The following is a 13,331-nucleotide window of genomic DNA, read 5'->3' as shown; positions in this document are numbered from 1 at the left end:
GGCCAATGACCCGAGGGGCCGGGCCACCGGCGGCGACGCGCACAACCGGTCGCCCGCTACGGCAAGGAGGGTGAACGCCATGGCCATCGAGCCCGACCCCCATCTGTCCATGGTGCGCCCGGTCACCCCGCACACCCCGCAGGGGTGTGAGGAGTGCCTGCGCCTCGGGTCGCCCTGGGTGCATCTGCGGCTCTGCCTGACCTGCGGACACGTCGGCTGCTGCGACTCCTCCCCGCTCAAGCACGCCCGCGCCCATGCCGCGGCGGCGAGCCATCCCATCGTCGAGCCCTTGGAGCAGGGCGAGGAATGGCGGTGGTGCTACGTCCACGAGGCCCTGGTCTGACCTGCCGACACCCATCACCACGGAACCACGAAGCCACGGAACCACAGAACCACGGATACGGAGGTGAAGGACGATGAGCATGCCCGTCCGACGACACCGGGGCGCAGGCCCCCTCGAACGCCCCTCGGGCTGGAGCCGCAACCCCCTGGCGGAATTCGACGAACTGCTCAGCCAGATGGGCGGACTCCTCGAATCCACCGTCGGCGCCGCCCCGCCCGCCCTCACCGCGTGGGCGCCCGCCGCCGACGTCACCGAGGCCGACGACGCCTACCGGGTCGAAGTGGACCTCCCCGGCGTCCGGCGCGCCGACGTGGACGTGGAGGTGAGCGGCCAGGAGCTGACCGTCTCCGGCGAGATCGGGGAACGCGAACGCGAGGGCGTGCTGCGCCGGAGCACCCGTCGCACCGGGCGCTTCGAGTACCGGATGCTGCTGCCCGCCGAGGTCAACACCGAGGCCGTCAAGGCCGGGATGGCCGACGGTGTGCTCACCATCACCGTCCCGAAGGCGGAGGCCGTGAAACCCCGTCATGTCGAGATCACCGAGAGCGGGGAGATCGGCAGCGGGCAACAGGCCGAAGCCGGAAGGACGCGAGTGACCGAAGGGGGCGCCGAAGCCCAAGAGACTCAAGGTGCTCAAGGGACTCAAGGTGCCCAAGAGGCCGAGGAGACCCGCACATCCGGCTGGGGGTTCCGCGGCCGCAACCGCTGAAACCCACCCTCCCCACGGCGGCGCCCCACCCGGGCGCCGCCGACCGATGCCCGGCTTCTCCCGGCTTCTCCCCTCCCCGCGGGTACATCCGGATGGCCAATGTCCATTTTTCCTTTCCTCAGCCAACGGTTGATCAGTAATCTCGCCTCAGCAGCGGGTTGCCCTGCCGCTCTTCGTCGTGCTCCACTGCCCCGAGGACGCGGACGACCCCGAGGGCGGCCCCGGAAGCCGGAAGAGGGCGAAGGAAGTGCGGGACTTGAAAGCCACCTGGCGGCCGGCGGGCATCTACGCCACAGGCGCGGACATCGACGCCACAGGCGAGGACGAACCAGCCCCGGGTGGCGTCCCCCCGGCGAGGCGTGCGATATGACCTCGACGCCGGGCGGGCCGAGACGTCGGGACGGCGCCGGGGACGCCGAGGCGGACCACGAGGGGCTGCGGCGGTTCGCGGCGATCTGGAGCCGGGCCGTCCACCCGATGGCGGCCACCACCATGACCCTCGACGAGTTCGAGGGCTATCTGCTGCCGCTGGCCCACCGGCTGAGCGAGGCCCTGCGCACCGTCCCCTTCGACACCGCCGACGCCTACGAGGTGGGCGCCGCGCTGGTGGACGCCCAGTGCGCCGAGCCCGAGGCGCTGCCCGCGATCCTGGGCATCATCGACGCGTATCTGGTGCTCTACTCCCCGCCGGACCTGCCGATGAGCGACGAGGACGTACGGGCCCGCTGCGCCCGGCTCCAGCACGCGCTCGCCGCCGGTTTCGTCCGGGCGCTGCGCGAGCGTGAGCGCGACGAGCGGAACGCCATCTCCCGCGCCGCCCTGACCGCGCGCGTCGAGGCCGAGAAGGCGCTGCACGCGAGCGAGGCCAAGTTCCAGGCCGTGTTCGAGGGCGCGGTGATCGGCGTGGGGATCGCCGGACTCGACGGCGAAGTCCTCGTCGTCAACGACGCGATGGCCAGGATGTTCGGCGGGGCCTCCTTCTTCCGCCCCGGCCGCAACGTCACCGAGTTCGTCCACCCCGACGACGCCCCGGGCGTCCACGAGCTGTACCGCGAGCTGGTGACGGGCGAGCGCGACCACTTCCGCATCGAGAAGCCGCACTACCGCGACGACGGCAGCGTGCTGTGGACCAATCTCACCGTCACCCTGCTCCGCGATTCCAACGGCGCGCCCCAGTATCAGCTCGCGCTCGCCGAGGACATCACCGAGCACCGGCTGCTGCGTGAGCGGCTGCGCTACGAGGCCACCCATGACGAGCTGACCGGGCTGCCCAACCGCGCCCTGTTCCTGGAACGCCTCGACCAGGTGCTCGCCGCCGCGGCCGACGCCCAGCGCTTCGGCGTGTGCTACCTGGACCTCGACGGCTTCAAGGCCGTCAACGACAGCCTCGGGCACGTGGCGGGGGACCGGATGCTGCGGGCCGTCGCGGAGCGGCTCCAGGGATGCGTGACGTCCCCGCACGAGCTGGTCGCCCGGGTCGGCGGTGACGAGTTCCTGGCGCTGGTCACCGGGCCCGCCGCGCAGGCGGACGGCACCGCGATGGCCCGCCGGATGCTCGCCGCGCTCGCCGACCCCGTCCAGGTCGAGGGCCGCGAGCTGCGGGTACGGGCCAGCATCGGCGTCGTCGACGGGCGGGCCGGGGAGATCGGCCGGGCCGAGGTGCTGCGCAGCGCCGACATCACCATGTACCGGGCCAAGGCCGCGGGCGGCAACCGCTACGAACTCGCCGACGACGACTCCAACGCCCGGGTGATCGCCCGTCACAGCCTCAGCAACGGGCTGCCGTCGGCCCTGGAGAACGGCGAGTTCTTCATCGAGTACCAGCCGCTGGTACGGCTCGCCGACGGCACCGTACGCGGCGCCGAGGCGCTGGTGCGCTGGCTGCACCCGGTGCACGGGGTGCTCGGCCCGGACCAGTTCATCCCGCTCGCCGAGGACACCGGCCTGATCGTGCCGCTCGGCCGCTGGGTGCTGGAGCAGGCCGCCCGGCAGGCCCGCGCCTGGCAGGACGCCGACGAGGGCGAAGCCGAGCGGCTGCGGGTCAACGTCAACCTGTCGCCCTGCCAGCTGAGCCACCCCACGCTGGTGTCCGACACCGTGGCGGTCCTGGAGAACGCCGGACTGTGCCCGAGCGCCCTGTGCCTGGAGGTCACCGAGAACGACCTCATCGGCGCCGACGAGGACGCCCTGCGGCCGCTGCGGCAACTCGCCGACCTGGGCGTGGACATCGCCCTGGACGACTTCGGCACCGGCTACTCCAACCTCTCGTATCTGCGCCGCCTCCCGGTCAGCACCCTCAAGCTGGACCGCTCCTTCACCCGCGGCATGCAGCGCGCCCCGGCCGACCCCGTCGACGTCAAGATCGTGGAGGGCATCGTCTCGCTGGCCCACACGCTCGACCTGGCGGTCACGGTGGAGGGCGTCGAGACGGCGGTGCAGGCCGAACATCTGCGGATGCTGGGCTGCGACACCGCCCAGGGCTGGTACTACGCCCGCCCCGGCCCCCCGGAGCGGCTGCACACCCTGGCGCTGGCCGACGCCAGCTGAGCGCCGTACGCGTCCCTGTACGGGCGGGCCGGTCGCCCGGCCCGCCCGCGCGCCCTCCTCGCCGCGCGCTACTCCGGCGCGTCCCGCTCCGGCGCGTCCAGCAGCCGGGAGCGGATCAGGAAACGGACGCCCTCCGGCGCCTCCAGCGAGAAGCCGCTGCCGCGCCCCGGCACCACGTCCACCGTCAGATGCGTGTGCCGCCACCGCTCGAACTGCGACGCGGACATCCAGAAGCCCACCGGCTTCTCGACCCCGTCCACCTCCAGCTCGCCGAGCAGCACGTCGGACGCGCCCGTACGGAACTCGCCCAGCGGGTAGCACATGGGCGCGCTGCCGTCGCAGCAGCCGCCGGACTGATGGAACATCAGCGGCCCGTGCTCCGCGCTCAACTGGCGGATCAGGTCGGCCGCGGAGTCGGTCAGGGCGATGCGTGAGATCTCCGTCATCCCATCTCCGTCATGAGAGGCACTCGCCGGTCTAGAAGAAGCCCAGCTTCTTCGGCGAGTAGCTCACCAGCAGGTTCTTCGTCTGCTGGTAGTGGTCCAGCATCATCTTGTGGGTCTCGCGCCCGATCCCCGACTGCTTGTAGCCGCCGAAGGCGGCGTGCGCCGGGTAGGCGTGGTAGCAGTTCGTCCACACCCGGCCCGCCTGGATCGCCCGTCCGGCCCGGTACGCGGCGGTGCCGTTCCGGGTCCAGACGCCCGCGCCCAGCCCGTACAGCGTGTCGTTGGCGATCTCGATCGCGTCCGAGAACTCCGCGAACCGGGCCACCGCCACCACCGGCCCGAAGATCTCCTCCTGGAAGACGCGCATGTGGTTGCCGCCCTCGAAGATGGTGGGCCGCACGTAGTAGCCGCCCTCCAGCTCGCCGCCCAGCTCGGCGCGGGTGCCGCCGGTGAGGACGCGGGCGCCCTCCTGCTTGCCGATGTCGAGGTAGGAGAGGATCTTCTCCAGCTGGTCGTTGGACGCCTGCGCGCCCATCATGGTGTCGGTGTCCAGCGGATGACCCTGGACGATCTTCTCCGTACGCGCCACGGCCGCGTCCATGAAGTCCTGGTAGTGGCCGTCCTGGATCAGCGCGCGCGACGGACACGTGCACACCTCGCCCTGGTTGAGGGCGAACATGGTGAAGCCCTCCAGGGCCTTGTCGAGGAAGTCGTCGTCGGCGGCCGAGACGTCGTCGAAGAAGATGTTCGGGCTCTTGCCGCCGAGTTCCAGCGTGACCGGGATCAGGTTCTCGCTCGCGTACTGCATGATCAGCCGGCCGGTCGTGGTCTCGCCGGTGAAGGCGACCTTGGCCACCCGCGGGCTGGAGGCCAGCGGCTTTCCGGCCTCCACCCCGAAGCCGTTGACGATGTTGACGACGCCGGGCGGCAGCAGGTCGGCCACCCGGTTCATCCAGACGTGGATCGAGGCGGGCGTCTGCTCGGCGGGCTTGAGGATCACCGCGTTGCCCGCGGCGAGTGCCGGGGCGAGCTTCCAGGCGGCCATCAGGATCGGGAAGTTCCACGGGATGATCTGGGCGACCACGCCCAGCGGCTCGTGGAAGTGGTAGGCGACCGTGTCGTCGTCGATCTCGGAGAGGCTGCCCTCCTGGGCGCGCATCGCCCCCGCGAAGTAGCGGAAGTGGTCGATGGCCAGCGGGATGTCGGCGGCCAGGGTCTCCCGTACCGGCTTGCCGTTCTCCCAGCTCTCCGCGACCGCCAGCTCTTCGAGGTGCTGCTCCATGCGGTCCGCGATCCTCAGCAGCACCGCGGCGCGCTCGGCGGGCGCCGTACGGCCCCAGGCGGGCGCGGCCGCGTGCGCGGCGTCCAGGGCGCGTTCGACGTCCGCGGCGGTGCCCCGGGCGATCTCGGTGAACGGCTGCCCGTTGACCGGGGTCGGGTTCTCGAAGTAGCGGCCCTTGGCGGGCGGTACGTACTCCCCGCCGATCCAGTGGTCGTAGCGCGGCTGGTAGCTGACAACCGATCCCTCGGAGCCGGGGTTTGCGTAACGCGTCATGGGGGCGGCCCTCCCTGTCGTGCCTGCGGGCTCCGCCCGCCACGGGACGGGCGGAGATGAGGGGAGGCTAGACGTGGCAACGTTGCAGCAACGTTGCGTCCCCGTGGGCGTCCTCCCGCAGGCCGTCCTCCCGGGCGGCGTCCGCCAGTCCGTACACCTCGCGCAGCCGCCGCACCCGCGCCGCCGGGGCCGCCCGGCCGGGGGAGTGCGGCGGATACGCGGCCAGCAGTGCCTCCGCCACCTCCAGGTCGTCCTCGCCCCATGGCGTCTGCGCCCAGCGCCGCAGCAGCTCCAGGTCACCGCGGGACAGCACGGCCCGCCGCAGCCCGTCCTCCAGCGTCCGCCGCATCCGGCACACCCCGGGCGCCTCCGACATCGGCAGCAGCGGCCCCGGATACGCCCGCAGGGCCGCGGCCACCTCACCGGCCGCCACCTCCTCGGCCGCCACGCTCACATCGGTCCGCACCGGCGTGCACAGCCGGTACGGGCGCGAGCCCAGCAGCGGGCCCACCAGCCGGCGCAGCCGGGACATCTCGGCGCGCAGCGTCACCGGCGACCGGTGGTCGGCCCGCGGCCCGTACAGCTCCAGCGCCAGCCTGTCGCCGCTGAGGCCCTCCGGATGGCCCGCGAGCAGCACCATGATCTCGCTGTGCCGCCGCCCGAGCCGCAGCCGCCGCTCCTCGGTGACCAGCAGCGCCTCGTCGCGGCCCAGCGCCGTCAGCGCGACGCGCGGCCCGCGCGCCGGGGGCGCCAGGGCGGCCAGCTGCGCCTCGGCGGCGCGGGCGGTCGCCTGGACCAGGGCGAGGCTGTGCGGGGCGGCCAGATGGTCGCCGCCGGTGAGGTCCACCGCGCCCAGCAGCCGCCCGGAGTGCGGGTCGTGGATGGGGGCCGCGGCGCAGGTCCACGGCTGCACGCTGCGGTTGAAGTGCTCCGTGGCGAAAATCTGCACCGCGTGGTCGACCGTGAGCGCGGTGCCGGGGGCGTTGGTCCCGGCGTGGCGCTCGTCCCAGCGCGCCCCGGCCACGAAGTTCATCCGCTCGGCCCGGTGGCGCATCCCCGTGTGCCCCTCCACCCACAGCATGCGGCCGAGGTCGTCGCAGACCGCGAGGAGATGGGCGCCGTCGTGCGCGATGCTTCCCAGCAGTTCGCGGAAGAGCGGCATCACCCCGGCCAGCGGATGGTCCGCCCGGTACGCCTCCAGCGCGTCGTCCGCCAGATCGATCGGTGCCACGCACTCCTGCGCCACCCGGGCGTCGACGGAACGCCGCCAGGAGTCCGCCACCACCGGGCGGACGGCCGGGCCCACGGCCCCCTCCGTCAGGAACGCCTCGTGGGCGCGGCGCACCGCACGGGTGCGCTCCGCCGGATCGGTGCCGGACGCCATCGCCAGCCAGGGATTGACCACGGGGCCTCGCTCAACGGTACGGGGGGTCGGATGGGTCGGAGGGTCAGGTGGGAGGGGCGGCGGGGACGGCGCAGCCGCCGGGCGCGGGGGCGGGTGCGAAGCCGGGCGGTGAGGCGTAGCCGCAGGAGTGGCAGATCTTCCACCCGTCCTGGTTGACGGCGAGTTGGCCGCCACAGCTCGGGCACTGCTCGGAACTCATGATCGATCCTTTGGTTCATGCGCAACGGGCCGGTCAGGGCCACCCCAGCGCTCAGATTTCCTTGTGAGGCGGATGCCCCGCAATAGTCAGAACAAGCCGCGTTGCGATACGGCTCCGGTGCCGGATCGGTTCATCGGAGCGCGGGTTTTCGGCGCATGCGTGCGGCATGTGCGCGAGGCGCTTGCGCGCTGGGCTACTGGCGGGTACGAAGGAGCCGGGAGCACCTGGCTCCCGGCTCCTTCGGCCGATCACTTACGTTTAGTTGACGGTCTCAGTTGATGGCCTTGATCAGCTCTCCGTTGGTGGTGTCGCCGCTCAGCTCCCAGAAGAAGGTGCCGCCGAGGCCCTGCTGCTGCTTGTAGGTCATCTTCCCGGCGATGGTGGCGGGGGTGTCGTAGCTCCACCACTGGTTGCCGCAGTGCGCGTACGCCGTTCCGGCGACCGTGCCGGTGGCCGGGCACTTGCTCTTGAGCACCTTGTAGTCCTCGATGCCCGCCTCGTACGTCCCCGCGCGCGCGCTTGAGCACCTTGTAGTCCTCGATGCCCGCCTCGTACGTCCCCGGCGCGGCGCCGGTCGCGGTGCCGCCGGGGGCGGCCTGGCTGACGCCGCTCCAGCCGCGTCCGTAGAAGCCGACGCCGAGCAGCAGCTTCGAGGCCGGGACGCCGAGCCCCCTGAGCTTCTGGATCGCGGCGTCGGTGTAGAAGCCCTGCTGGGGCAGGCCGCCGTAGGAGGTCAGCGGCGAGTGCGGGGCGGTCGGGCCCTGGGCCGCCCAGGCGCCGAAGAAGTCGTACGTCATGGGGTTGTACCAGTCCACGTATTGCGCGGCGCCCGCGTAGTCGGCAGCGTCGATCTTGCCGCCGGACGAGGCGTCGGCCGTGATCGCGGCGGTGACCAGGTTGTTCTGGCCGAACTTGGCGCGCATCGCGGCCATCACGTTCTTGAACGCGGCCCGGCCGCTGGTGTCGCAGGTGTTGCCGCAGGCGTTGGGGTACTCCCAGTCGATGTCGATGCCGTCGAAGACGTCAGCCCAGCGCGGGTCCTCGACCAGGTTGTAGCAGGACTGGGCGAACGCCGCGGGGTTCTTGGCCGCCTCGCCGAACCCGTTCGACCAGGTCCAGCCGCCGAAGGACCACAGGACCTTGAGGTTCGGGTGCAGCTTCTTGAGCTTGCGCAGCTGGTTGAAGTTGCCGCGCAGGGCGCCCGCGTCCCAGGTGTCGGCCTTGCCGTCGACGCTGCTCGCCGCGTCGTACGCCTTGTCGTAGTCCGCGTAGGCGTCACCGATCGCGCATTTGCCGCCGGTGACGTTGCCGAAGGCGTAGTTGATGTGGGTGAGCTTGGCGGCGGACCCGGAGGTCTCCACGTTCTTGACGTGGTAATTCCGCTGGTAGATGCCCCATTCGGTGAAGTAGCCGACCACCTTGTTGCCGGCCGCCTGCGGAGCCTTGGCGCTGGTGGGGGACTCCGCCGCCGGGGCGGCGCCGGGGCTGGCCGTCGCCGCGCCCGCGAGCAGGGTGGCGGTCAGCACCGCCGTCGACAGGGCCGCGAGTGCGGCCCGTAGTCCGCGTGGTCTGAGCATGGATTCTCCTCGGTGGGGGTGAGGGGAGGTGAAGTGCCCGACGACCTGACCCGATATTGACATGCACGCGCAGGGCAGGGTGGGAGAACGGTAGAAGGACTAGACCAGTGGGGTCAATGGTCTGGGCCAATCCGGGTCCGGGCAACACCCGGACGGACGAACTTTGTTGAAGATCGATACACCGGTGACGCGGGCCCCTGGATCGGGCATACTCCAACCGCCACGGTGCAGGTCATCACCCGTTCGCGACCCGGCGGGAGGGCCGGCTCGACGGCAGGACACGGGCGGCGCCGCCCCACCGGGCGCGTACGCCGCCGCCGCGCCCTACAGGGAGAGGAGAGCGCCGCCATGACCGACCACGGCCCGCAGCCGGTGGAACGCGAACTGCCCACTGAGGAAGCCCGCGACCTGATCTCGCTCGTCCGCGAGCTGACCGAGCGGGAGATCCGTCCCCGCGCCGCCGAGGAGGAGGCCGCCGGGCGCTTCCCCCGCGAACTGTTCACCCTGCTGTCCGAATCGGGGCTGCTGGGGCTGGTGTACCCCGAGGAGTTCGGCGGCGGCGACCAGCCGTACGAGGTCTACCTCCAGGTCCTGGAGGAGCTGGCCGCGGCCCGCCTCACCGTCGGCCTCGGCGTCAGCGTCCACACCCTGTCCTGCCACGGCCTCGCCGGATACGGCAGCAAGGAGCAGCTGGCCGAGCACCTTCCGGCGATGCTGGGCGGCGGGCTGCTCGGGGCGTACTGCCTCTCCGAGCCCTCCTCCGGGTCCGACGCCGCCGCCCTCACCACCCGGGCCACCCGGGAGGGCGACACCTGGACGCTGGAGGGCGGCAAGGCGTGGATCACCCACGGCGGCATCGCCGACTTCTACACCGTCCTCGCCCGCACCGGCCCCGAGCGCACCCGTGGCATCAGCGCGTTCCTGGTGCCCGGTGACGCCCCCGGGCTCTCCGCCGCCGCCCCCGAGCGCAAGATGGGCATGAACGGCTCGCCCACCGCGCAGATCCACCTCGACCGGGTCCGGGTCCCCGACACCCGCCGGATCGGCGAGGAGGGCCAGGGCTTCGCCATCGCCCTGTCCGCCCTCGACGCGGGCCGCCTGGGCATCGCGGCCTGCGCGATCGGCCTCGCGCAGGCGGCCCTGGACGAGGCGCTGGCGTACACCGCGCAGCGGCAGCAGTTCGGCCGTCCGATAGCCGACTTCCAGGGGCTGAGGTTCATGCTGGCCGACATGGCCACCCAGATCGAGGCCGGGCGCGCCCTCTACCTGGCCGCCGCCCGGCTGCGGGACGCGGGGCGGCCGTTCTCCAAGCAGGCGGCCATGGCCAAGCTGTTCTGCACCGACACCGCGATGCGCGTCACCACCGACGCGGTCCAGCTGTTCGGCGGCTACGGCTACACGGCGGACTTCCCGGTCGAGCGCTATATGCGCGAGGCCAAGGTCCTCCAGATCGTGGAGGGCACCAACCAGATCCAGCGCGTGGTCATCGCGCGCAGCGTCGCGGGTCCGGAAAGCCGGTAGGCGGCGTTCGCCGCACGGATTGCCGTGACGGAGCGGTCAGGGGGCGCGGCAGTGCCGGGCCCCCGCCGTGTTCGCGTGTCCTGCGCGGCTTGACGGTGTTACGAGCGGGACGCGGCGTGGCGCAGCGTCATCGGCGTCCTGATCGGGCGCGAGCCCGGGCCGCCGATGTGCGAGAAGGGCTGCTTCCGCCAGTCCAGGCCCTCCGGAAGCGTCAGCAGCAGCGCCGCGTCCTGCTCGAGTGCGTCGAGCGAGGCGTCCGCGGCGGCGGCGTCCGCCACCCCGCGCCCGGTACCGGCGCACACCGTCAGCCCGAACGGGTTCCACGGAGACGGGCACAGCGCGTGCTCCGGGAGAACGTCCTCGTCCGCGAGCAGGGCGATGGGCTGCGCGCAGTCCGGGCAGATGACCCGGAACATCTCGTAGGTCTCGTAGGATTCGACGTCGCCTTCGTCGAGGCGCTCAACATGCTGCATGAGATTTCCCCCTCGGGTGGGCTGGCCAGGCGCGTCGGCCTCGACCACAGCAAGCATTTCCCTTGCCGCCGCATAGGTAATCGCCGCATCTCATAGGACACCCATGAGGAGATGTGGTGTTCGTCACATGCCCCGTGCAGATGCGTCGCGCCGCACCGGGTAAGCGGGTGCGCCCGCTGGGCCCGGACGCCTCCGACCACATAAGGTGATCGGCTGTGGAGGAGTTGGACAGACAAATCGTGGAGCTGCTCGTCAAGGACGGGCGGATGAGCTACACGGACCTGGGCAAGGCCACCGGCCTGTCCACATCGGCCGTGCATCAGCGGGTCCGCCGCCTCGAACAGCGGGGTGTCATCCGCGGTTACGCGGCCGTCGTGGACCCGGAGGCCGTGGGGCTGCCCCTGACCGCCTTCATCTCGGTGAAACCCTTCGACCCCAGCGCGCCGGACGACATCTCCGACCGGCTCGCCGAGGTGCCGGAGATCGAGGCGTGCCACAGCGTCGCGGGCGACGAGAACTACATCCTCAAGGTGCGGGTCGCCACGCCGCTGGAGCTGGAGCACCTGCTCAGCCGGATCCGCTCGCTGGCCGGGGTCTCCACCCGCACCACCGTCGTCCTGTCCACTCCGTACGAGGCGCGCCCGCCGCGCGTCTGACCGACCCCGTACGGGCCCGGCCGGACGTGTGATCCCCCGTGCCCGGAAACGTCCGAAAACCGACCCCGCGAGGCAGCCCGCCGTGAACGACCCGACCCCCGTCCAGGCCGACGAAGGCCGTACCGTCCTGCTGCGCGGGGGCGAGGTGCACAGCCCCGCCGACCCGTTCGCGACCGCGATGGTCATCGAGGGCGACACCATCGCCTGGGTCGGCTCCGAGGGCGCCGCGGACGGCTTCGCCGACGGCGTGGACGAGGTGGTGCGGCTGGACGGGGCGCTGGTGACCCCCGCGTTCACCGATGCGCACGTGCACACCACCGCCACCGGACTCGCCCTCACCGGCCTCGATCTGACGGGCGTCCCCACCCTCGCCGAAGCCCTGGAGCGGGTGCGTGCGTACGCCGCCGCCCACCCCGCCGACCAGACGCTTCTCGGCCATGGCTGGGACGCCAGCGGCTGGCCCGGGGGCCGCCCGCCCTCCCGCGCCGAACTGGACGAGGCCACCGGCGGCCGGCCCCTCTACCTCAGCCGGGCCGATGTGCACTCCGCGGTGGTCACCACCGCGCTGCTCGACCGCGTCCCGGACATCACCGGACGCACCGGTTACCACCCCGACGCGCCGCTCACCGCCGACGCCCACCACGCCGTACGCGCCGCCGCGTACGCGAGCGTGACGGCGCGGCAGCGCGAGGACGCCCAGCGCGCCGCCCTCGCCCACGCCGCCTCGATGGGCATCGGCTCGGTCCACGAATGCGCGGGCCCCGGCATCTCCGGCGAGGATGACCTCACCGGGCTGCTGCGGCTCGCCGCCGAGGGGCCCGGCCCCCGGGTCCACGGCTACTGGGCCGAGGCCGTGACGAGCGCCGCCGACCTGGAGAAGGTGCGGGCGCTGGGCGCCGCCGGGGCCGCCGGGGACCTCTTCGTGGACGGCTCCCTGGGCTCCCACACCGCCTGCCTCCACGCGCCGTACGCCGACGCCCCGCACAGCGGCACCGCCTACCTGGACGCGGCCGCCGTCGCCGCCCATGTCGCCGTCTGCACCGAGGGCGGCGTCCAGGCCGGGTTCCACGCCATCGGCGACGCCGCCGTCTCCGCCGTCGTCGAGGGCGTACGGGCCGCCGCCGACAAGGTCGGCCTCGCCCGGATCCGCGCCGCCCGGCACCGCGTCGAGCACGCCGAGATGCTCACCCCCGAGACCATCGCCGCCTTCGCCGACCTCGGCCTCACCGCCTCCGTCCAGCCCGCCTTCGACGCCGCCTGGGGCGGCGAGGAGGGCATGTACGCCCAGCGGCTCGGTCCCGAGCGGGCCCGCACCCTCAACCCGTACGCGGCGCTGCTGCGGGCCGGGGTGCCCCTGGCGCTCGGCTCCGACAGCCCCGTCACCCCGCTGGACCCGTGGGGCACCGTGCGCGCCGCCGCCTTCCACCGCACCCCCGAGCACCGCGTCTCCGCCCGCGCCGCCTTCACCGCCCACACCCGCGGCGGCTGGCGGGCCATCGGACGGGACGACGCGGGCGTCCTCGTGCCCGGCGCGCCCGCCGACTACGCGGTGTGGCGGACCGGCGAACTCGTCGTCCAGGTCCCCGACACGCGGGTGGCGGGCTGGTCGACCGATCCGCGCTCCGGCACGCCCGGGCTGCCCGACCTCACTCCCGGCGGCCAACTGCCCGTGTGCGTGCGCACGGTGGTGGCCGGACGCACCGTGCACAGCCGTCCGGACGAGTGACGCGACGCGTTCGCGTACCGCCGAACGATGTCCCACCGGCCTGTCGCGGCGGCTGAACATTGTCCGTACTGACCTGGTCATTTGAGGAAACGGCGCAGGTCATGCGACTGTTGACAGGGTCCGGTCGGTGGCCGGTAGGTTCGGCCCCGTCCACCACTGGACACCCGACCGGGG

11 protein-coding genes and 1 pseudogene are annotated in these 13,331 nt (G+C 72.5%); 6 read left to right on the top strand and 6 right to left on the bottom strand.

What is annotated here, in order from left to right:
* Positions 1-79 precede the first annotated feature (79 nt).
* From HYQ63_RS07575 to HYQ63_RS07565, 3 genes are all read left to right on the top strand, one after another.
* Complete coding sequence (locus tag HYQ63_RS07575) at positions 80-343, top strand: UBP-type zinc finger domain-containing protein (protein WP_179933139.1); 264 nt, start codon at positions 80-82, stop codon at positions 341-343.
* A 79-nt stretch (positions 344-422) separates the two neighbouring features.
* On the top strand, positions 423-1,052 hold the full coding sequence (locus tag HYQ63_RS07570; RefSeq protein WP_306664813.1) for an Hsp20/alpha crystallin family protein: 630 nt from the start codon (positions 423-425) through the stop codon (positions 1,050-1,052).
* Positions 1,053-1,418: 366 nt separating this feature from the next.
* The gene (locus HYQ63_RS07565; protein WP_257231702.1) at positions 1,419-3,599 is read left to right on the top strand and encodes a bifunctional diguanylate cyclase/phosphodiesterase; all 2,181 of its coding nucleotides are present in this window, start codon (positions 1,419-1,421) and stop codon (positions 3,597-3,599) included.
* Positions 3,600-3,667: 68 nt separating this feature from the next.
* On the opposite strand, the gene HYQ63_RS07560 is transcribed toward HYQ63_RS07565, so the two are convergent.
* The 5 genes and pseudogenes from HYQ63_RS07560 to HYQ63_RS07540 all read right to left on the bottom strand — a co-directional run bounded on the left by HYQ63_RS07560 (position 3,668) and on the right by HYQ63_RS07540 (position 8,781).
* Entirely contained in the window at positions 3,668-4,045 is a 378-nt protein-coding gene (locus HYQ63_RS07560) for a DUF779 domain-containing protein (protein ID WP_179933137.1), read from the bottom strand.
* A gap of 31 nt (positions 4,046-4,076) precedes the next feature.
* Positions 4,077-5,600, bottom strand: a complete 1,524-nt coding sequence (gene adh / locus HYQ63_RS07555; protein WP_179933136.1) for an aldehyde dehydrogenase — start codon at positions 5,598-5,600, stop codon at positions 4,077-4,079.
* Between the two features lie 67 nt (positions 5,601-5,667).
* On the bottom strand, positions 5,668-7,005 hold the full coding sequence (locus HYQ63_RS07550) for a GAF domain-containing protein (protein WP_257231700.1): 1,338 nt from the start codon (positions 7,003-7,005) through the stop codon (positions 5,668-5,670).
* Positions 7,006-7,048: 43 nt separating this feature from the next.
* Positions 7,049-7,204 carry a hypothetical protein gene (locus HYQ63_RS07545; RefSeq protein ID WP_179933135.1) on the bottom strand — a complete coding sequence of 52 codons (156 nt, stop codon included), beginning with the start codon at positions 7,202-7,204 and terminating at the stop codon, positions 7,049-7,051.
* 271 nt (positions 7,205-7,475) lie between these two features.
* Positions 7,476-8,781: pseudogene (locus HYQ63_RS07540) on the bottom strand (glycoside hydrolase family 18 protein).
* Between the two features lie 348 nt (positions 8,782-9,129).
* Here HYQ63_RS07540 and HYQ63_RS07535 point away from each other — a divergent pair.
* On the top strand, positions 9,130-10,302 hold the full coding sequence (locus tag HYQ63_RS07535) for an acyl-CoA dehydrogenase family protein (protein WP_179933134.1): 1,173 nt from the start codon (positions 9,130-9,132) through the stop codon (positions 10,300-10,302).
* A gap of 98 nt (positions 10,303-10,400) precedes the next feature.
* Here the strand turns inward: HYQ63_RS07535 and HYQ63_RS07530 are convergent, their stop codons facing one another.
* Positions 10,401-10,832 carry a hypothetical protein gene (locus HYQ63_RS07530; RefSeq protein ID WP_179933133.1) on the bottom strand — a complete coding sequence of 144 codons (432 nt, stop codon included), beginning with the start codon at positions 10,830-10,832 and terminating at the stop codon, positions 10,401-10,403.
* Between the two features lie 158 nt (positions 10,833-10,990).
* Here HYQ63_RS07530 and HYQ63_RS07525 point away from each other — a divergent pair, with 158 nt between their 5' ends.
* Positions 10,991-11,431 (top strand): Lrp/AsnC family transcriptional regulator, encoded by a 441-nt coding sequence (locus HYQ63_RS07525; RefSeq protein WP_009713557.1) that lies wholly within the window; start codon positions 10,991-10,993, stop codon positions 11,429-11,431.
* An 82-nt stretch (positions 11,432-11,513) separates the two neighbouring features.
* Positions 11,514-13,157, top strand: coding sequence for an amidohydrolase (locus HYQ63_RS07520; protein WP_179933132.1), 1,644 nt, complete (start codon positions 11,514-11,516; stop codon positions 13,155-13,157).
* The last annotated feature ends 174 nt before the right edge of the window (positions 13,158-13,331 follow it).

It is taken from the genome of Streptomyces sp. Rer75, from assembly GCF_013414305.1.
Taxonomy (GTDB): Bacteria; Actinomycetota; Actinomycetes; order Streptomycetales; family Streptomycetaceae; genus Streptomyces; species Streptomyces himastatinicus.
This window is presented reverse-complemented; position numbering and strand designations above follow the sequence as displayed.

What these genes read in the sequence shown, in the direction of transcription:
- HYQ63_RS07575 (WP_179933139.1), top strand. Translation starts at nt 80, where the DNA reads ATGGCCATCGAGCCCGACCCCCATCTGTCCATGGTGCGCCCGGTCACC.
- HYQ63_RS07570 (WP_306664813.1), top strand. Translation starts at nt 423, where the DNA reads ATGCCCGTCCGACGACACCGGGGCGCAGGCCCCCTCGAACGCCCCTCG.
- HYQ63_RS07565 (WP_257231702.1), top strand. Translation starts at nt 1,419, where the DNA reads ATGACCTCGACGCCGGGCGGGCCGAGACGTCGGGACGGCGCCGGGGAC.
- HYQ63_RS07560 (WP_179933137.1), bottom strand. Translation starts at nt 4,045, where the DNA reads ATGACGGAGATCTCACGCATCGCCCTGACCGACTCCGCGGCCGACCTG.
- adh (WP_179933136.1), bottom strand. Translation starts at nt 5,600, where the DNA reads ATGACGCGTTACGCAAACCCCGGCTCCGAGGGATCGGTTGTCAGCTAC.
- HYQ63_RS07545 (WP_179933135.1), bottom strand. Translation starts at nt 7,204, where the DNA reads ATGAGTTCCGAGCAGTGCCCGAGCTGTGGCGGCCAACTCGCCGTCAAC.
- HYQ63_RS07535 (WP_179933134.1), top strand. Translation starts at nt 9,130, where the DNA reads ATGACCGACCACGGCCCGCAGCCGGTGGAACGCGAACTGCCCACTGAG.
- HYQ63_RS07530 (WP_179933133.1), bottom strand. Translation starts at nt 10,832, where the DNA reads ATGCTTGCTGTGGTCGAGGCCGACGCGCCTGGCCAGCCCACCCGAGGG.